Source organism: Enterobacter cloacae complex sp. ECL352 (assembly GCF_020149545.1).
In the GTDB taxonomy this organism is placed as follows: domain Bacteria; phylum Pseudomonadota; class Gammaproteobacteria; order Enterobacterales; family Enterobacteriaceae; genus Enterobacter; species Enterobacter asburiae_B.
Genome location: NZ_CP083709.1, coordinates 2,350,191 through 2,369,114 on the forward strand (window position 1 = coordinate 2,350,191; position 18,924 = coordinate 2,369,114).

The 18,924-nt window shown below is 56.3% G+C and carries 18 protein-coding genes and 1 other annotated feature; of the genes, 9 read left to right on the forward strand and 9 right to left on the reverse strand.

Annotation, left to right across the window (positions count from 1 at the left end):
• Nucleotides 1-77: 77 nt before the first annotated feature.
• The 7 genes from yidZ to rpmH form a co-directional block, all read right to left on the reverse strand.
• Nucleotides 78-1,049, reverse strand: coding sequence for an HTH-type transcriptional regulator YidZ (yidZ, locus tag LBF07_RS11470; RefSeq protein WP_069303444.1), 972 nt, complete (start codon nt 1,047-1,049; stop codon nt 78-80).
• Nucleotides 1,018-2,193, reverse strand: coding sequence for an MFS transporter (locus LBF07_RS11475; protein WP_094935441.1), 1,176 nt, complete (start codon nt 2,191-2,193; stop codon nt 1,018-1,020). Before LBF07_RS11475 ends, yidZ begins: the two co-directional genes overlap by 32 nt.
• Before the next feature lie 111 nt (nt 2,194-2,304).
• Nucleotides 2,305-3,669, reverse strand: a complete 1,365-nt coding sequence (gene mnmE, locus LBF07_RS11480; RefSeq protein ID WP_033144357.1) for a tRNA uridine-5-carboxymethylaminomethyl(34) synthesis GTPase MnmE — start codon at nt 3,667-3,669, stop codon at nt 2,305-2,307.
• 72 nt (nt 3,670-3,741) lie between these two features.
• On the reverse strand, nt 3,742-5,385 hold the full coding sequence (gene yidC, locus LBF07_RS11485; protein ID WP_033144356.1) for a membrane protein insertase YidC: 1,644 nt from the start codon (nt 5,383-5,385) through the stop codon (nt 3,742-3,744).
• Between the two features lie 2 nt (nt 5,386-5,387).
• Complete coding sequence (gene yidD, locus LBF07_RS11490) at nt 5,388-5,645, reverse strand: membrane protein insertion efficiency factor YidD (protein ID WP_001307474.1); 258 nt, start codon at nt 5,643-5,645, stop codon at nt 5,388-5,390.
• The gene (rnpA, locus tag LBF07_RS11495) at nt 5,609-5,968 is read right to left on the reverse strand and encodes a ribonuclease P protein component (protein WP_032640303.1); all 360 of its coding nucleotides are present in this window, start codon (nt 5,966-5,968) and stop codon (nt 5,609-5,611) included. The genes yidD and rnpA overlap by 37 nt, the downstream gene beginning before the upstream one ends.
• Before the next feature lie 16 nt (nt 5,969-5,984).
• Complete coding sequence (gene rpmH, locus LBF07_RS11500) at nt 5,985-6,125, reverse strand: 50S ribosomal protein L34 (protein WP_000831330.1); 141 nt, start codon at nt 6,123-6,125, stop codon at nt 5,985-5,987.
• 724 nt (nt 6,126-6,849) lie between these two features.
• Here rpmH and dnaA point away from each other — a divergent pair.
• The 4 genes from dnaA to gyrB are packed head-to-tail and all read left to right on the forward strand — an operon-like array spanning nt 6,850 to nt 12,862.
• Entirely contained in the window at nt 6,850-8,244 is a 1,395-nt protein-coding gene (gene dnaA / locus LBF07_RS11505; protein WP_010426558.1) for a chromosomal replication initiator protein DnaA, read from the forward strand.
• Nucleotides 8,245-8,248: 4 nt separating this feature from the next.
• The gene (gene dnaN / locus LBF07_RS11510; RefSeq protein WP_023309804.1) at nt 8,249-9,349 is read left to right on the forward strand and encodes a DNA polymerase III subunit beta; all 1,101 of its coding nucleotides are present in this window, start codon (nt 8,249-8,251) and stop codon (nt 9,347-9,349) included.
• A complete protein-coding gene (gene recF / locus LBF07_RS11515; protein WP_023309805.1) occupies nt 9,349-10,422 on the forward strand; it encodes a DNA replication/repair protein RecF in 1,074 nt (357 codons plus the stop codon). Before dnaN ends, recF begins: the two co-directional genes overlap by 1 nt.
• A gap of 28 nt (nt 10,423-10,450) precedes the next feature.
• A complete protein-coding gene (gene gyrB / locus LBF07_RS11520) occupies nt 10,451-12,862 on the forward strand; it encodes a DNA topoisomerase (ATP-hydrolyzing) subunit B (RefSeq protein WP_087822896.1) in 2,412 nt (803 codons plus the stop codon).
• A 34-nt stretch (nt 12,863-12,896) separates the two neighbouring features.
• Here gyrB and LBF07_RS11525 read toward each other — a convergent pair whose 3' ends face one another.
• A complete protein-coding gene (locus LBF07_RS11525; RefSeq protein WP_033144355.1) occupies nt 12,897-13,832 on the reverse strand; it encodes a LysR family transcriptional regulator in 936 nt (311 codons plus the stop codon).
• A gap of 110 nt (nt 13,833-13,942) precedes the next feature.
• Here LBF07_RS11525 and LBF07_RS11530 point away from each other — a divergent pair, with 110 nt between their 5' ends.
• From LBF07_RS11530 to LBF07_RS11540, 3 genes are all read left to right on the forward strand, one after another.
• Nucleotides 13,943-14,968, forward strand: coding sequence for an NAD(P)-dependent alcohol dehydrogenase (locus tag LBF07_RS11530; RefSeq protein ID WP_094935442.1), 1,026 nt, complete (start codon nt 13,943-13,945; stop codon nt 14,966-14,968).
• A gap of 115 nt (nt 14,969-15,083) precedes the next feature.
• Complete coding sequence (gene yidA, locus LBF07_RS11535) at nt 15,084-15,896, forward strand: sugar-phosphatase (protein ID WP_094935443.1); 813 nt, start codon at nt 15,084-15,086, stop codon at nt 15,894-15,896.
• Nucleotides 15,897-15,946: 50 nt separating this feature from the next.
• Nucleotides 15,947-17,176: a DUF3748 domain-containing protein gene (locus LBF07_RS11540; protein ID WP_094935444.1), complete on the forward strand. Its 1,230-nt coding sequence runs from the start codon at nt 15,947-15,949 to the stop codon at nt 17,174-17,176.
• On the opposite strand, the gene LBF07_RS11545 is transcribed toward LBF07_RS11540, so the two are convergent.
• A complete protein-coding gene (locus LBF07_RS11545; RefSeq protein ID WP_033144351.1) occupies nt 17,173-17,505 on the reverse strand; it encodes a YceK/YidQ family lipoprotein in 333 nt (110 codons plus the stop codon). The genes LBF07_RS11540 and LBF07_RS11545 overlap by 4 nt on opposite strands.
• A 248-nt stretch (nt 17,506-17,753) precedes the next feature.
• Nucleotides 17,754-17,825: a sequence feature (ROSE (Repression Of Heat Shock gene Expression) occurs in the 5'-region of heat shock genes and acts as an RNA thermometer to modulate expression.), on the forward strand.
• Between LBF07_RS11545 and ibpA the strand changes: the two genes are divergently transcribed.
• A complete protein-coding gene (ibpA, locus tag LBF07_RS11550) occupies nt 17,819-18,229 on the forward strand; it encodes a small heat shock chaperone IbpA (RefSeq protein WP_008500162.1) in 411 nt (136 codons plus the stop codon). (Overlaps the previous feature by 7 nt.)
• Before the next feature lie 136 nt (nt 18,230-18,365).
• Nucleotides 18,366-18,794, forward strand: coding sequence for a small heat shock chaperone IbpB (gene ibpB / locus LBF07_RS11555; RefSeq protein ID WP_032662053.1), 429 nt, complete (start codon nt 18,366-18,368; stop codon nt 18,792-18,794).
• Nucleotides 18,795-18,924 lie beyond the last annotated feature (130 nt).

Below are 18,924 nucleotides of genomic sequence, written 5' to 3' on the forward strand. Positions count from 1 at the left end.
ATTATCGCTTAACTTGACTCCTGTTTTAATCAGTAAATGGGAGTAAGAGAAGCCTCAGGACCGAACTTTACATTTTCTTAGGCAAAAATTGGATCGCTGGCACCGTACAGCGCCTTGATGGTTTCCCGCAGCCAGAGGATTTTCGGATTATGGCTGTTTCGTTTATGCCAGATCAGCGTGAAGGGAACGGTAAGCTTTTCAGCCTGCGCTTCGTCAATGGGAATGGGCAGCGCGATCAGCTTCCGCTGGTGGAGTTGATTGTAGTGATGGCAGTAGTGCGGAGCCGTGGCGATATAGTTATGGCCGGGCTGCGCCGCCATAAACATCGACTGCTCAAAACCCGGCACGCTCATGGCAATGTTTCTCTCCCGACCCATCTCCTTTAGCACTTCGTCCAGTGCCCAGGTTTCGCTGCGTTCCCAGAAGATGCTGATGTGCGGGTAGCGCAGGAAGGTCTCGAGGTTCCATTCGTCCTGTAGCGCGGGGTGATCCTCACGCAGATACACGCACGGACGGTCGCTGAACAGGATCTCATAGTCGATGAACCACGGCATTAGCTTCAGCAATTCACGCGAGCGCGGGTGCGTTTCGCGTCCGGTGAATCCCAGATCCACCTCTCCACGCGTAATGGCGTCCAGCGAGTCGTAATCCCAGTGACGCATCTTCACCGTAGCCTGCGGATAGCGCTGGTTCACCTGCTCCAGCAGGGCGTTAAAGCGGATCAGCATCAACGGCGTTTCGGCGGCCAGCACGAACGTTAGCCCGCCCGGGGAATCATGGTGGAATTTATCGAGGATCTGGTTGCCGATTTGCATCCAGTCAGCCAAATCCTGCTCGAGGCTTACCGTCAGCGGGGTCGGCAGCAGCCCCAACGGCGTTTTGACAAACAGCGGGTCGTCAAACCAGTCACGCAGCTTGGCCAGCGATTTACTCACCGCAGACGGCGTCACGTTCATCCGCTTCGCCGCTTTGGTGACGCTGCGCTCCTGCAGCAAAAGCTGCAGGCAAAGCAGGAGATTAAGATCGAGACTGCTGATGGGCTTCTTCATAATGCGCCGCGGGCTGGATGACCATAAGTAAGGTGATGCACAGTATGCTACAGCCAATCAGAACCCCGATCAGCATATTCAGCGCGTTAAGCCCAATGACCGCCGCCAGCCAAATCCACAGCGACGAGCCGCAGACCTGAGCAATCCCCAGCACCGAGCTTGCCACGCCTGCCCGCAGCGAGAAGGGGCCAAGCGCCTGACTCATCGCCACGCCAAAGCCAACCGAGAACCCGGCGCAAATGAGGGTAATGCCGGCCAGCATCACCGCATGCGAGCTGGTGGTTGCCAGGATCGCGCCAGCCGTGAGGAATAAAACCTGTGAGGTCAGCATCAACGTGCGCTGGCTGAAAACATTTAGCGCAAAGGGAGTCGAGAACGAGACTGCCATACTGACCATGGCGGTTAATGCCATCACCGTTGAATACTCACCCCGATCGAAGCCCATGGTTTCCATCAGTAAAACCGGGGAAACGTTTACATAGGTCAGGATCACCGCCACGCTTAACGTGGTCACGGCCAGACGACTGAGGAAAAATCGGTTAAGCAGTTTCTCGGCTGGGTGAATGGTTGCGGTATGACCGGTATTCTGCGAGCCCGGGTGGGTCTCTTTCAGCACGGCGATGGACAGGATAAACACCAGCGCGCCCATCGCCGCCATGGTCCAGAACAGGCTCTGCCACGGGAATTTCAGCATGATCAGATATCCCACGACCGGGGCCAGCACCGGGATAATGCAGGTAATACCGTTCAGCATCGAAAGCACTTTGGCGCGACGCTGGGCGCTTAAGGTGTCGCGCAAAATGGCAAAAGCGACGACGTAGCAGCCACCGGCTCCAATGCCCTGAATAAACCGTCCGGCCAGGAACAAGGTGCTGTTTTGCGCCTGTGAGCAGAGAAGAGAGGCCAGGGCAAAAATGATGGCGCCGGTTATGGCGACGGGCTGACGGCCTGCCTTATCCGCAATCTTCCCGGCAAACACCATCGACGACGCCATCCCCGCGAGGTAGGCCGAAAACGCGATGTGCAGCTGCGCTTCGCTGGCGCCCAGATCGCGGGCGATGTGCGGCAATCCCACCAGATACATATCAATGCCGGACGGATAAAGCAGAACTAATGCGAAACTACAAAACAGAAAACGCGCCATAAACCCCCCATAGATGCAGGCATGCAGGATAGGGGGTGAAAAGAGATTAGGCGAGTTGCCATTTGGACAATGGTGATTTCCCGGGAGGAAATCACCATCAGTGAGCGGGCCTTACTTACCGATACAGAAGCTCGAGAAAATTCGTCCCAGCAGATCGTCCGACGTAAACTCCCCGGTGATCTCGCTCAGATTCTGCTGCGCCAGGCGCAGCTCTTCCGCCAGCAGTTCACCCGCCCACGCGCCGATCAGCTGCGCTTTACCCTGAACGAGGTGGTTTGCCGCCTCTTCCAGCGCCTGCAGGTGGCGACGACGCGCGAGGAAGCCGCCTTCCATGCTGGTGTCAAAGCCCATGCTCTGCTTGAGATGGTTACGCAGGTCGTCAACGCCCTCACCGGTACGCGCCGACAGGCGAATCAGTGAGTGACCATTCACATCGCTGATGCCCAGCGTTTCGCCGGTGACATCCGCTTTGTTACGCACCACGGTGATGGGCAGTTTCGCCGGCAGACGGGCGATAAAGTCTGGCCAGATTTTTGCCGGGTCAACGGCGTCGGTCGTGGTGCCGTCCACCATAAACAGCACGCGGTCTGCCTGCTCGATCTCCTGCCAGGCGCGTTCGATACCGATGCGTTCAACCTCGTCGCTGGCATCGCGCAGGCCGGCGGTATCAATGATATGCAGCGGCATCCCGTCGATGTGGATATGCTCGCGGAGCACGTCGCGGGTGGTGCCGGCAATGTCGGTGACGATCGCCGCTTCACGGCCCGCCAGGGCGTTCAGCAGGCTCGATTTCCCGGCGTTAGGACGTCCGGCAATCACCACCTTCATCCCTTCGCGCAGCAGACTGCCCTGACGCGCTTCGGCGCGCACGGCGTCGAGATCGTTCATTACCTGATTGAGCTGGGCTTCGATTTTGCCGTCAGAGAGGAAGTCGATCTCCTCATCCGGGAAGTCGATAGCCGCTTCCACGTAGATCCGCAGGTGAGTAAGTGCTTCCACAAGGTGATTTACGCGGGCGGAGAATGCCCCCTGCAGCGAGTTCAGAGCGGAGCGGGCCGCCTGTTCAGAACTGGCGTCGATCAGGTCTGCAATCGCTTCTGCCTGCGCCAGGTCGAGCTTGTCGTTGAGGAAGGCACGCTCGGAGAACTCGCCCGGCTTCGCAATGCGCAGGCCAGGCAGGGTCAGGATACGTTTTAACAGCAGGTCGAGGATAACCGGGCCGCCGTGGCCCTGCAGCTCAAGCACGTCTTCGCCGGTGAAAGAGTTCGGGCCGGGGAACCACAGCGCAATGCCCTGGTCCAGCGGCGTGCCGTCGGTATCTTTAAACGGCAGGTAATCAGCGTAGCGCGGCTTTGGCAGTTTACCCAGCACCGCTTCGGCCACCTCGCGCGCCTTCAGGCCGGAGATACGCAGAATGCCTACACCACCGCGTCCCGGTGGGGTTGCCTGGGCGACGATAGTGTCGTTATGGCTCATGGTTGGTCTCGTTCAATACAAATAAAAAAGGCGGTCAATCGACCGCCCTTATTTTAGCGTTAACTTACCGAATCAGGACTTTTTCTTTTCGCGGCTATGCAGGCCACGTTTTTCCAGACCACGGTAAATCAGCTGCTGCTGGATGATGGTCACCAGGTTGCTGACGATATAGTACAACACCAGACCTGACGGGAACCACAGGAAGAACACGGTGAAGATGACCGGCATAAAGGTCATGATCTTCTGCTGCATCGGGTCGGTCACGGTGGTCGGCGACATCTTCTGGATGAAGAACATCGTCACGCCCATCAGGATCGGCAGGATGTAGTACGGGTCCTGTGCGGACAGGTCATGGATCCACAGTGCGAACGGCGCGTGGCGCAGCTCAACGGAACCCATCAGCATGTAGTACAGCGCAAGGAAGATTGGCATCTGAATCAGCAGCGGGAAGCAACCACCCAGTGGGTTTACTTTCTCTGCTTTATACAGGGCCATCATTTCCTGGCTCTGACGCTGTTTGTCATCGCCCAGACGCTCACGCATCGCCGCAATCTTCGGCTGCAGCATACGCATCTTCGCCATGGAGGTGTACTGCGCTTTAGTCAGCGGGTACATGATGCCACGAACGATGAAGGTGATAACGATGATGGAGAAGCCCCAGTTACCCAGGAAGCTGTGGATGAACTTCAGCAGCTTAAACAGCGGCTGAGAGATGAACCACAACCAGCCGTAATCAACGGTCAGATCCAGGTGCGGCGCAACAGCGGCCATTTTGTCCTGAATTTCCGGGCCGACCCACAGGGTGCTTGCCATCTTACCGGTTTGACCCGGCTGAACCAGAACCGGCTGAGATTTGTAGCCGATAGCTGCAAGACCGTTACCCAGGTTCGCGGTATAGAAGTTATTCGTACCGTCGTTGTTTGGGATCCAGGCCGTTGCGAAATACTGTTGCAGCATCGCAACCCAACCGCCTTTGGAACTAACGTTCAGGTTTTCGTTATCGGCAATGGTGTCGAATTTGTATTTCTCATACTTCGCGTCTGGCGTGGAGTACGCCGCGCCACGGAAGGTATGCAGCGCAAAGTTGCTGCTTCCGGTGTCACGGTGAGACGGCAGATTGATGGACTGCTTCAGCTGGCCAAAGGTCGACAGCTCCAGTGGTTTCGCACTGGCGTTCTGTACGCTGTAGCCCACGTTCACCGCATATTCACCGCGTTTCAGGGTGAAGGTTTTAGTGAAGGTGTTGCCTGCGGCGTCGGTGTACGTCATCGGGATCGCGAGTTCGTTCTGACCATCAGCCAGTACAAAGGTGTCGCTCTCGACGTTATACAGTGGACGCGCACCGTTAGCCGGGTTATCCGGGCCATCACGACCGGTCAGGCCGCTCTGCGCCTGGTAGATAAACTCAGGCGTGGTTTCCAGTAACTGGAACGGTTCGTTAGACTTCAGCTCTTTCGGGTAGGTCAACAGCAGCGCCTGCTCAACATCACCACCACGGGTGTTGATTGTCAGCTCAAGCACATCGGTCTTAACCGTAATCTGTTTCCCCTGGCCACTGGCCGGTACGCCCTGGTCGGCGGCGCTACCCGCTGCGGTGGTCGTAGTCTGCGTGGTCTGCTGCTGGGGTTGAGGATTTTTATCCTGCTCCCATGCCTGCCAGATCATGAAAGACACGAACAACAAAGCGATGATAAGAAGATTGCGTTGCGAATCCATCGTTAGTGTTCTCTGGTATCAAAGGGTCCTGGGGGGACGGGGTCGTCTCCACCGGGGTGTAAAGGGTGGCATTTTAATACGCGTTTCACCGTCAACCAACTGCCTTTTATCACTCCAAACCTGCGCAATGCCTCAATTCCGTAGCTTGAGCATGTTGGTGTGAAACGGCAGTGCGGCCCGAGTAGCGGACTAATCAGGCGTTGATAGACCCGAATGAGGGCTATCAGGACCCGTGAGCCAGGCGACAGTGGCGGCGCCATAATTTTTCCAACGCTTCCGAGAGAGCACGGTTATCGAGGTCGGCAACCCCTTTCTTCGCCACCACCACGAAATCCATTGAAGGCAGTTCGTGCTGACGTAAACGGAAGCTTTCACGCGTCAGACGTTTAATCCGATTGCGTTCATGCGCACGCTTAACATTTTTCTTGGCGACTGTGAGACCGATGCGGGGATGCCCCAGCGAATTTTGGCGGCCGAGGATGGTGATTTGCGGCGTGCCAGCCCGTAGTGGCTGCTGGAAGACGAAAGTGAAATGAGCGGGAGTTAACAAACGTAACTCCCTGGGAAATGCTAGCTTAACCACTCAGGGGTTAGCTTTATTACTTGGAAACGGTCAGACGAGCGCGGCCTTTAGCACGACGACGTGCCAGAACCTGACGACCATTTTTAGTAGCCATACGAGCACGGAAGCCGTGAGAACGGTTGCGCTTCAGTACAGACGGTTGAAAAGTGCGTTTCATGGCGATTTCTACCTAAACTTGAATAAATTCACTGACTTTTGCGTATACCCGAACGAGTTTCGAACGACTAACGCCTCAGCGTGGGTGATTAAAGAGGCCGGATTGTAATAATTGTACACTCCGGAGTCAATTCTCTTTCCTTATTTCCCGCGTATTTCCGCACGTTTTCGCGTGGAAAATGAGCAACGGACGACGCAGGAAGATGAGCATCACGCGCCGGGTCGAGGATTATACGGCCTCGCCAACAAAGCGCAAGGATCGTCCCGGATCTTCGTTAGATCATTTAAGCAATAAATTGTCTGTGCTCATTAATTTTTCCAATATGCGGACTAAATCGTGGGGCACTGGCGCCAGGATCGTTTACACTTATCCGGTTCCGGATCTTCCTGTGGATAAATCGGGAAGAATCTGTGAGAAACAGAAGATCTCTGGCTCAGTTTAGGCTATGATCCGCGGTCCCGATCGGGATCCAGCGATCCTGGCCGGGTATGACACAAAATCGTTCACGCTGTATCAAGGCGGCAAAGGAGCGAGTCCCCTGGAGCGTACACAAGTACGTGACTGGGGCGAGCGAGTGCAGCCAACGCAGAGACGGCTTGAACGATGAAGTGTATAACCGCAGATAGCGGTTCGCACATCACCCTTTTGCACAGGGTCATGTCGATGTGCGCCAACAATCATGAATATTCAATAGTTTTCTTTTATTGTTCGAGTGGAGTCCGCCGTGTCACTTTCGCTTTGGCAGCAGTGTCTTGCCCGATTGCAGGATGAGTTACCAGCCACAGAATTCAGTATGTGGATCCGCCCGTTGCAGGCGGAACTGAGCGATAACACGCTGGCTTTGTATGCGCCAAACCGTTTTGTGCTCGATTGGGTAAGGGACAAGTACCTTAATAACATCAATGGACTGCTGAACGATTTCTGCGGGTCAGATGCCCCGCAGCTGCGCTTTGAAGTGGGCACAAAGCCGGTCACCCAAACCGTCCGTGAAACCGTGAACGTAGCAGCGCCCGCTCAGGCCGCGCCTGCTCCGGCCCCTCGCGTCGCACCCGCTCGTCAGGGCTGGGATAATGTCCCTGCACCGGCTGAGCCAACCTACCGCTCTAACGTTAACGTGAAACACACGTTCGATAACTTCGTTGAAGGTAAGTCGAACCAGCTGGCGCGCGCGGCGGCTCGTCAGGTTGCTGATAACCCCGGTGGGGCCTACAACCCGCTGTTCCTTTATGGCGGCACGGGTCTGGGTAAAACGCACCTGCTGCATGCGGTGGGTAACGGCATTATGGCGCGCAAGCCCAATGCCAAAGTGGTGTATATGCACTCCGAACGCTTCGTTCAGGACATGGTAAAAGCCCTGCAAAACAATGCGATCGAAGAGTTTAAACGCTACTATCGTTCTGTTGACGCGCTGCTCATCGATGACATCCAGTTCTTTGCCAATAAAGAACGATCGCAGGAAGAGTTTTTCCACACCTTTAATGCCCTGCTGGAAGGCAATCAGCAGATCATTTTGACCTCGGATCGTTATCCAAAAGAGATCAACGGTGTTGAAGATCGTCTGAAATCCCGCTTCGGCTGGGGCCTGACCGTGGCGATCGAGCCACCGGAGCTGGAAACCCGCGTCGCGATCCTGATGAAGAAAGCCGATGAAAACGACATTCGCCTGCCGGGCGAAGTGGCGTTCTTCATTGCCAAGCGTCTGCGCTCCAACGTGCGTGAGCTGGAAGGGGCGCTGAACCGCGTTATCGCCAATGCCAACTTCACCGGTCGTGCGATCACCATCGATTTTGTGCGTGAAGCGCTGCGCGATTTGCTGGCATTGCAGGAAAAACTGGTCACTATCGACAATATTCAAAAGACGGTGGCTGAGTACTACAAGATCAAAGTGGCAGATTTACTGTCTAAACGTCGTTCCCGCTCGGTGGCGCGTCCGCGTCAGATGGCGATGGCGCTGGCAAAGGAGTTAACCAACCACAGTCTGCCGGAAATCGGAGATGCGTTTGGTGGCCGTGACCATACGACCGTGCTGCACGCTTGTCGTAAGATTGAGCAGTTACGCGAAGAAAGCCACGACATAAAAGAAGATTTTTCCAATTTAATCAGAACATTATCATCGTGACGCTATGAAATTTACCGTTGAACGTGAACATTTATTAAAACCGCTGCAACAGGTGAGTGGCCCATTAGGTGGCCGCCCAACGCTGCCTATTCTCGGAAACCTGCTGCTTCAGGTCGCGGACGGTACGCTGTCGCTGACCGGTACAGATCTGGAAATGGAAATGATCGCGCGCGTTACGCTGACGCAGCCGCACGACGCGGGCGCGACCACGGTTCCGGCACGTAAATTCTTTGATATCTGCCGCGGGCTGCCGGAAGGCGCTGAAATCGCCGTGCAGCTGGAAGGCGACCGTATGCTGGTGCGCTCTGGCCGCAGCCGTTTCTCGCTCTCCACGCTGCCTGCTGCGGACTTCCCGAACCTGGACGACTGGCAGAGCGAAGTTGAATTCACCCTGCCGCAGGCGACGATGAAGCGTCTGATTGAAGCCACGCAGTTCTCCATGGCGCATCAGGACGTCCGTTACTACTTAAACGGCATGCTGTTCGAAACCGAAGGTGAAGAGCTGCGTACCGTAGCCACCGACGGCCACCGTCTGGCGGTCTGTTCTATGCCGATTGGCGACGCGCTGCCAAACCATTCGGTGATCGTGCCGCGTAAAGGGGTGATTGAGCTGATGCGTATGCTCGACGGCGGCGACACGCCGCTGCGCGTGCAGATCGGCAGCAACAACATCCGCGCACACGTGGGCGATTTTGTCTTCACGTCTAAGCTGGTTGACGGTCGTTTCCCGGATTATCGCCGCGTATTGCCGAAGAACCCGGACAAAACGCTGGAAGCGGGCTGCGATAGCCTCAAGCAGGCCTTTGCCCGTGCGGCCATTCTCTCCAACGAGAAATTCCGCGGCGTGCGCCTGTACGTGAGTGAAAACCAGATCAAAATCACCGCTAACAACCCGGAGCAGGAAGAGGCAGAAGAGATTCTGGACGTCACCTACGCCGGAACCGAGATGGAAATCGGCTTTAACGTCAGCTACGTGCTGGATGTGCTGAATGCGCTGAAATGCGAAAACGTGCGCATTCTACTGACCGACTCCGTTTCAAGCGTACAGATTGAAGATGCCGCATCACAGTCGGCTGCTTATGTTGTCATGCCAATGAGACTGTAATGTCGCTCACCCGTCTGTTGATCCGCGACTTTCGCAATATTGAAAGCGCGGATCTCGCTTTATCCCCTGGCTTTAACTTCCTGGTTGGCGCAAACGGCAGCGGCAAAACCAGCGTGCTTGAGGCCATCTATACGCTCGGCCACGGTCGGGCGTTTCGCAGTTTGCAGATTGGTCGCGTCATTCGCCACGAGCAGGAATCCTTTGTCCTGCACGGGCGTTTGCAGGGAGCGGAGCGGGAAACCGCGATCGGCCTGACCAAAGACAAGCAGGGCGACAGCAAGGTGCGCATCGACGGCACCGACGGCCATAAAGTGGCGGAGCTGGCGCTGCTGATGCCAATGCAGCTGATTACGCCGGAGGGGTTTACTTTACTCAACGGCGGCCCCAAATACAGAAGAGCGTTCCTCGACTGGGGATGCTTTCACAACGAAGCCGGTTTCTTTAACGCCTGGAGCAACCTGAAGCGTCTGCTCAAGCAGCGTAACGCTGCACTGCGCCAGGTTACCCGTTACGCCCAGCTGCGTCCGTGGGACATGGAGTTAATCCCTCTCGCGGAACAAATCAGCAACTGGCGTGCCGAATACAGCGCAGGTATCGCCGAAGATATGGCCGACACCTGCAAACAGTTTTTACCCGAGTTCTCTCTCACCTTCTCTTTCCAGCGCGGCTGGGAGAAAGAGACGGATTATGCCGAGGTGTTAGAGAGAAGCTTCGAGCGTGACCGCATGTTGACCTACACCGCGCACGGCCCGCACAAGGCGGATTTCCGCATTCGTGCCGACGGTGCACCGGTGGAAGACACGCTGTCGCGCGGGCAGCTCAAGCTCCTGATGTGCGCGCTGCGCCTGGCACAGGGGGAGTTTCTCACCCGCGAGAGCGGAAGACGCTGCCTGTACCTGATAGATGATTTTGCCTCGGAACTTGACGACGCGCGGCGCGGGCTGCTTGCCAGCCGCTTAAAAGCCACGCAGTCGCAGGTTTTCGTCAGCGCCATTAGCGCTGAACACGTTATAGACATGTCGGACGAAAATTCGAAGATGTTTACCGTGGAAAAGGGTAAAATAACGGATTAACCCAAGTTGAAATGAGCGAGAAACGTTGATGTCGAATTCTTATGACTCCTCCAGTATCAAAGTCCTGAAAGGGCTGGATGCGGTGCGTAAGCGCCCGGGTATGTATATCGGCGACACGGATGACGGCACCGGTCTGCACCACATGGTATTCGAGGTGGTAGATAACGCTATCGACGAAGCGCTCGCGGGTCACTGTAAAGACATCGTGGTCACCATCCATGCGGACAACTCCGTCTCCGTCACCGATGATGGTCGTGGCATCCCAACCGGTATTCACCCGGAAGAGGGCGTCTCTGCTGCGGAAGTGATCATGACCGTGCTGCACGCAGGCGGTAAGTTTGACGATAACTCCTATAAAGTTTCCGGCGGCCTGCACGGCGTAGGCGTCTCCGTGGTTAACGCCCTGTCGCAGAAGCTGGAGCTGGTTATCCAGCGCGAAGGCAAAATTCACCGTCAGCTCTATACGCACGGCGTGCCGCAGGCACCGCTGGCCGTTACCGGCGATACCGACAAAACCGGTACCATGGTGCGTTTCTGGCCGAGCCATGAAACCTTCACCAACGTCACCGAATTCGAGTACGACATCCTGGCGAAACGCCTGCGTGAACTGTCGTTCCTGAACTCCGGCGTCTCTATCCGCCTGCGCGACAAGCGTGACGGCAAAGAAGACCACTTCCACTACGAAGGCGGTATCAAGGCGTTCGTTGAGTATCTGAACAAGAACAAAACGCCTATTCACCCGAATATCTTCTACTTCTCAACCGAAAAAGACGGTATCGGCGTGGAAGTGGCGCTGCAGTGGAACGACGGTTTTCAGGAAAACATCTACTGCTTCACCAACAACATTCCACAGCGTGACGGCGGTACGCACCTTGCAGGCTTCCGTGCGGCAATGACCCGTACCCTGAACGCCTACATGGACAAAGAAGGCTACAGCAAGAAAGCAAAAGTCAGCGCCACCGGTGATGACGCCCGTGAAGGCCTGATTGCCGTTGTCTCCGTGAAGGTGCCGGATCCGAAGTTCTCCTCCCAGACCAAAGACAAGCTGGTCTCTTCCGAGGTGAAATCGGCGGTTGAACAGCAGATGAACGAACTGCTGAGCGAATACCTGCTGGAAAACCCGTCCGACGCGAAAATCGTGGTGGGTAAAATTATCGATGCGGCGCGTGCCCGTGAAGCGGCGCGTAAAGCCCGTGAAATGACCCGTCGTAAAGGCGCGCTGGACTTAGCAGGCCTGCCGGGCAAACTGGCTGACTGTCAGGAACGTGACCCGGCGCTGTCCGAACTGTACCTCGTGGAAGGGGACTCCGCGGGCGGTTCTGCGAAGCAGGGCCGTAACCGTAAGAATCAGGCTATCCTGCCGCTGAAGGGTAAAATCCTCAACGTTGAGAAAGCCCGTTTCGACAAGATGCTCTCTTCTCAGGAAGTGGCGACGCTCATCACCGCGCTGGGCTGCGGCATCGGCCGTGATGAGTACAACCCGGACAAACTGCGCTACCACAGCATCATCATCATGACCGATGCGGACGTCGACGGCTCGCACATTCGTACGCTGCTGTTGACCTTCTTCTATCGTCAGATGCCTGAAATCGTTGAGCGTGGTCACGTCTACATTGCACAGCCGCCGCTGTACAAGGTGAAGAAAGGCAAGCAGGAACAGTACATTAAAGACGACGAAGCGATGGATCAGTACCAAATCGCGATCGCCCTTGATGGCGCGACCCTGCACGCGAACTCGCACGCCCCTGCACTGGCCGGTGAGCCGCTGGAGCGTCTGGTTTCCGAGTTCAACGCCACGCAGAAAATGATTACGCGTATGGAACGCCGTTATCCGAAAACGCTGCTGAAGGAGCTGGTTTATCAGCCAACCCTGACCGAAGCCGATCTGAGCGACGAGCAGACCGTGACCCGCTGGGTGAATGCCCTGGTGACCGATCTGAACGAAAAAGAGCAGCACGGCAGCATGTGGAAATGCGATATCCAGCAGAACGCCGATAAGCAGTTCGAGCCTATTATTCGCGTGCGTACCCACGGCGTTGACACCGACTATCCGCTGGAGCACGAGTTTGTGACCGGTCCGGAATACCGTCGTATCTGCACGCTCGGCGAGACGCTGCGCGGCCTGATCGAAGACGATGCGTTCATCGAGCGTGGCGAACGTCGTCAGCCGGTAACCAGCTTCGAGCAGGCGCTGGACTGGCTGGTGAAAGAGTCTCGTCGTGGTCTTGCGATCCAGCGCTATAAAGGTCTGGGCGAAATGAACCCGGACCAGCTGTGGGAAACCACCATGGATCCGGAAAGCCGCCGCATGCTGCGCGTCACCGTTAAAGACGCGATTGCTGCGGACCAGCTGTTCACGACCCTGATGGGCGATGCGGTTGAACCACGTCGTGCCTTCATCGAAGAGAACGCCCTGAAAGCGGCAAATATCGATATTTAATCGTCGTTATACCGCACGATAACTGGCCGCGCTTTTAGCGCGGCTTTTTTATGGGCGCTGGAAGGTCCAGTGACATCGCTGCCGGTAAACGGCTCGCCAGCGTATCTATCGCTATTCTTACCCTCAGCGGCAGATGCGGCGTCTGCTGCCACACCGCATGAACGTTGAAATGCACATCCGGTGCCTGCTTCAGGAGCGGGACGAGTTTACCCTGGTGAATATCTTTGACGACCATCCAGCAGGGCAGCCATGCAATGCCGTGTCCGGCCAGCGCGGCGTCGCAGATCGCCTGCAAATCATCCATATTGAGCGACGATCGGGGTGTAAAGGTGTGCGACGTTCCTTCGTTATCCATCAGCTGCCAGGACAACACTCTGCCTGCGCTCAAATAGTTAATGGCCGTATGCTGGGATAAATCATTAACGCTTTGTGGCTGGCCTTTCTTCAGCAGATACTCCGGCGCGGCGCACAGCACCATGCGGTGTTCTCCCAGCTTTCTGGCGACCAGCACGCTGCTGTCCTGAAGCGTGCCGTTACGCACCGCCATATCAAACCCTTCCTCGACCAGATCCACCACGCGGTCGCTGAATGACATTTCCAGTTCAAGCCCGGGGTGTTCCTGCGCCAGCGCTATCAGCAAGGGGGCGACGCACTGGCGACCAAACAGCACCGGCATGGAAACGCGCAGGCGGCCGCTGACCTGCTGTTTCCCCGTTTCAAGCAGCGATTCCGCACCCCGAATCTCCTCCAGCGCGCGCAGACAGCGTTCATAAAAAAGGGCGCCGTTATCGGTCAGACTCTGGCTGCGGGTGGTGCGCTGAAAAAGACGTACCCCAAGCCGCTGTTCGAGGCGAGCGATGCTTTTTCCGACCGCCGAACGTGACAAATGCAGGCGAATCGCGGCCTGCGCGAAACTTCCCGCCTCAACGGCGGCCACGAAAACAGGAATATCCTTCAGCGTATCGGTCATGGATTGTATCTGTTATGGCGTCAATAAAGAGAAAACTTATCGCCACTGGCGACCTTTAGTCAACGGTAGACTGTCAGGACTAAAGCTTATCTGATGGCAGGAGAAATAAAATGACAGAGACAATGCAACGCTGGTCCATGGATGCCCTCGGGCGCGAGAACCTCCAGCTGACTCAGGCGCCCGTTCCACAGCCAGGTCCGGGTGAAGTGCGCGTAAGGGTAAATGCCGTTGCGCTTAACTATCGCGATAAAATGGTTGTTGAAGGCACAATGCCGATCCCGCTTTCCTTCCCGTTTACCCCGGCGTCTGACATGGCGGGCGTGGTGGACAGCATTGGTGAAGGCGTTACGCGCTTCCAGCCCGGCGCGCGCGTCATCTCAACCTTCTTCCCGGAGTGGATCGACGGTAAGCCGCAGGCGGACGCGCGCAATCTGCCCTATAAAACGTCCGGTGGATACTTCCAGGGCATGCTGTCCGAGTATGTGATTTTGAAGGAAGACGCGCTGGTGGCCTCTCCGGAGACCCTGGATGACGCCGAGGCCAGCACCTTACCCTGCGCAGGGCTTACCGCCTGGTTTGCGCTGGTGGAGCGCGGCCAGCTGCGCGCCGGGCAATCGGTGCTGGTGCAGGGCACGGGCGGCGTGGCGATCTTCGCCCTTCAGATTGCAAAAGCGCACGGCGCGGAGGTGTTTGTCACCTCGGGGAGCGATGAGAAACTGGCGCTGGCCAAAACGCTGGGGGCCAGCCACGGCATCAACCGGCTGAAAGGCGACTGGGCTGAAAATACGCTGGCGCTCACGCAGGATCGCGGTATCGACCATATTATCGAAACCGTCGGTGGAGAGAACCTGAAGCATTCCCTGCGCGCCGTTGCCGTTCACGGACGTATCTCCGTCATTGGCGTGCTCGCCGGGACGGAGATTACCCTCTCTGCTGGCGAACTGCTGCTGAAATCCCCCGTCATTCAGGGGATTGGCGTGGGGCACCGCCGGGCGCTGGAAGATTTTGTCCGCGCTGTTGACGTCACGGGGCTGAAGCCGGTGATTGAGCATCGCTACCGTTTTAACGAGCTTGAACAGGCGTTTGAACATCTGGATCGCGGCGCGTTCGGTAAAATTGTGCTCACCCGCGAGTAAGCCTTCGTTCCCCGGAATAAGCGTAAAAGGGGCATTCCTGTTGCGCAATATAGCTCTATTTTTGTGTGCTTAATCGCGTTAGCATGAGGCAGCACTCATTTATTCCGGGGAACTCATGGCTATCAAACTCATTGCAATCGACATGGACGGCACGCTGCTGCTGCCAGACCACACCATCTCTCCAGCCGTTAAAAACGCGATCGCCGCGGCGCGCGCTAAGGGCGTGAATGTGGTCCTGACCACGGGACGTCCGTATGCGGGTGTACACAGCTACCTGAAAGAGCTGCACATGAATCAGCCGGGCGACTACTGCATCACCTATAACGGCGCGCTGGTGCAGAAAGCCGCAGATGGCAGTACGGTTGCGCAAACCGCGCTGAGCTACGAAGACTATCTGTTCCTGGAAAAACTGTCCCGTGAAGTGGGTTCCCACTTCCACGCGCTCGATCGCAATACGCTCTATACCGCCAACCGCGATATCAGCTACTACACGGTACATGAATCCTACGTTGCGACCATTCCGCTGGTGTTCTGTGAAGCGGAGAAAATGGACCCGGCGACGCAGTTCCTGAAAGTAATGATGATCGACGAGCCGGAGATCCTGGATAAAGCGATTGCGCGCATTCCGGCGGAGGTAAAAGAGAAGTACACCGTGCTGAAAAGTGCACCGTACTTCCTCGAAATCCTCGATAAACGCGTCAATAAAGGCACCGGTGTCAAATCACTGGCCGATGCGCTGGGCATTAAACAGGACGAGATCATGGCGCTGGGCGACCAGGAAAATGACATCGCGATGATTGAATTCGCCGGTATGGGCGTGGCGATGGATAACGCGATCCCATCGGTGAAAGAAGTGGCTAACTTCGTGACCAAATCCAACCTCGAAGACGGCGTGGCTTATGCCATCGAGAAGTTTGTGCTGAACTAAAAACCCGCTTGCGATACCCTGATGCGATAACTGCGCATCAGGGTATCCTCATGAAACAAATCACCTTCGCTTCCCGCAACCACCAGCTGACCAACATCAATACCTGGACGCCGGATAGCCAGTGGCTGGTCTACGACGTGCGCCCGTCCGGTGCGTCGTTCACCGGTGAAACCATCGAGCGGGTCAATGTCGCGACGGGTGAGGTAGAGGTGGTATATCGCGCCACTGACGGCGCGCATGTCGGCGTGGTGACCGTTCATCCTGCAGAAGAGAAATATGTCTTTATCCACGGCCCGAAAAACCCGGATGCCGACTGGCACTACGATTTTCATCATCGCCAGGGAGTGATTGCGCAAAACGGTCAGGTGAGCAACCTGGACGCGATGGATATCACCGCGCCTTACACCGCAGGCGCGCTGCGCGGGGGTAGCCACGTCCATGTCTTCAGCCCGAACGGGCAGCTCGTCAGCTTTACCTATAACGACCATGTCCTGCACGAGCGCGATCCTAAACTCGATTTACGCAACGTCGGCGTGGCTGCGCCTTATGGCCCGGTGAATCCGCAGGGGAACCATCCCCGTGAATATTCGGGAACCTTCTGGAGCGTGCTGGTTAGCCGTACCACGCCCAACCCTCGGCCGGGCAGCGATGAAATCAACCGCGCTTACGAAGAGGGCTGGGTGGGCAACGACAGGCTGGCGTTTATCGCCGATACCCTCTCCGCGCAGGGCGAAAAAGTACCCGAACTGTTTATCGTCGACCTGCCGGAAGACGAGCAGGGCTGGAAGCGTGCGGGCGATGCGCCGCTACAGGGCACGACGGAGACCCAGCCAGCCCCGCCTGCAGGAGTGAACCAGCGTCGTTTGACCTTTACGCATCAGAGGGCGTACCCGGGCCTGGTGAACGTGCCGCGTCACTGGGTTCGCAGCAACCCGCAGGGGACGCAGATTGCGTTTCTGATGCGGGATGATAACGGCATTGTGCAGCTGTGGCTGATCTCTCCTGCGGGCGGCGAGCCGCGCCAGTTGACGCGTACCGGGAGCGATATTCAGTCAGCATTTAACTGGCATCCTGCGGGCGACAGTCTGGGGTTTGTGCTCGAAAATCGGATCGCCTGCTGCGACGCCCTGACTGGAGAGGTGACGTTTTTGACGTCCGATCATGGCAACCCACCGTCTGCTGATGCGGTCGTGTTTTCCCCGGACGGGCGCGTTATTGCGTGGATGGAGGAGACAGCCGGTTTCCGTCAGCTTTGGGTAACGGAAACCGCGCAGTACTAGCGTGGAGGCATTTCAGCGGGCGGGATGACGGCGTTTGTCGCCAGATTTTCCTGCTCGCTTTTCTCTACCCGTGAGCGTACGGAGTTGTCCTTACGAAACATATCCCACGGCAGCAGAAGCGTATCCGCCACGGCCGTAAACGGCATATCGAGGATAACCAGGGATTTGGTGCCCCAGTTTGTATCGTCATCGGAGAGCATCGCCGCGCTGGCGCGCGTCCCCGGATATGTTCCTTCTTTACCGCCGGTGTGAGACATCACGCTCGAACACCCGCAAAGTAAAACTACCCCGCTGAACGTCGTCAGCTTTATCAGAACATTTTTCATCATCACTCAGTCATCGTTAATGGCACTGCATAGACCTGCAACTCAGGGTTATAGCGAGCCTTATCCAAAATGGATAGCCCTATAACCCCGCACTGTGGCAGCCATCGCAATTTAACCCTTTGTGCTGTTGTCCCAGTCTATGCGAGATGCAGGAAAGTGCAAAAAAAAGTGCAGCTGTCGTTCTTGAAAAGCCCGATTGCAGACCCATTTTAAGAATGTAGCCCGATAACGAACTCGCCTGATGGGTGTTCGGGGGCGCAAAGGCCTGTCCATGGTGGAAGGCTACAATTTCTCGCTGATTTCAGGAGTTTTATTTATGCGTAACTTCGATCTTTCTCCGCTATACCGTTCTGCAATTGGTTTTGACCGCCTGTTTAACCATTTAGAAAATAACCAAAGCCAGAGCAACGGCTACCCTCCATACAATGTTGAGCTGGTTGACGAAAATCACTACCGCATCGCTATTGCCGTCGCCGGTTTTGCAGAAAACGAACTGGAGATCACCGCGCAGGACAACCTGCTGGTGGTGAAAGGTTCCCATACGGCCGAGCAGAAAGAACGTACCTATCTTTATCAGGGCATCGCCGAGCGCAACTTTGAACGCAAGTTCCAGTTAGCCGAGAACATTCATGTTAAAGGCGCGAACCTGGTTAACGGCCTGCTGTTTATCGAACTGGAACGTGTGATTCCGGAAGAGAAAAAACCGCGTCGTATCGAAATTAACTAATTACGCGGGTCGCGTAAGCGGCCCACCCAGACTTGCTTGCCGTAACGGGAGCATATGCGAATCCATCAGGATTTGCAGGAACAACTGCGCACAAAATTAGACTGTGCCGAACTCGCTTCTCAGAAGGAGATTTAGTATGCGTAACTATGATTTATCCCCTCTGCTGCGTCAGTGGATTGGTTTTGACAAACTGGCTAACGCCCTGCAAAGCACCACCGAGCAACAGACGTTTCCGCCGTACAACATCGAAAAAAGCGACGATAACCACTATCGCATCACCCTTGCGCTTGCCGGTTTCCGCCAGGACGATCTGGACATCCAGCTTGAAGGCACTCGCCTGACCGTGAAAGGTACGCCGGAAAAACAAGAGACCGAGACCAAATGGCTGCATCAGGGGCTGGTTAATCAGCCGTTCAGCCTGAGCTTTACCCTGGCAGACCATATGGAAGTGTCCGGCGCAACGTTTACCAACGGTCTGCTGCATATCGACCTGATCCGCAACGTGCCGGAAGCCATCGCGCCGCAGCGTATCGCCATTAGCGAGCGGCCTGCGTTGAATAGCTAATAGCGTGCGGGCTGATGCCATCACCCCGGCCCTCTCCTGTAGGGAGAGGGTGAAAAGATAAAGCCCTGCCCCGGCAGGGCTTTTTTGTGCGCCATCACCCATACAACCGCCTCCGGCTCTGAGAGAATCC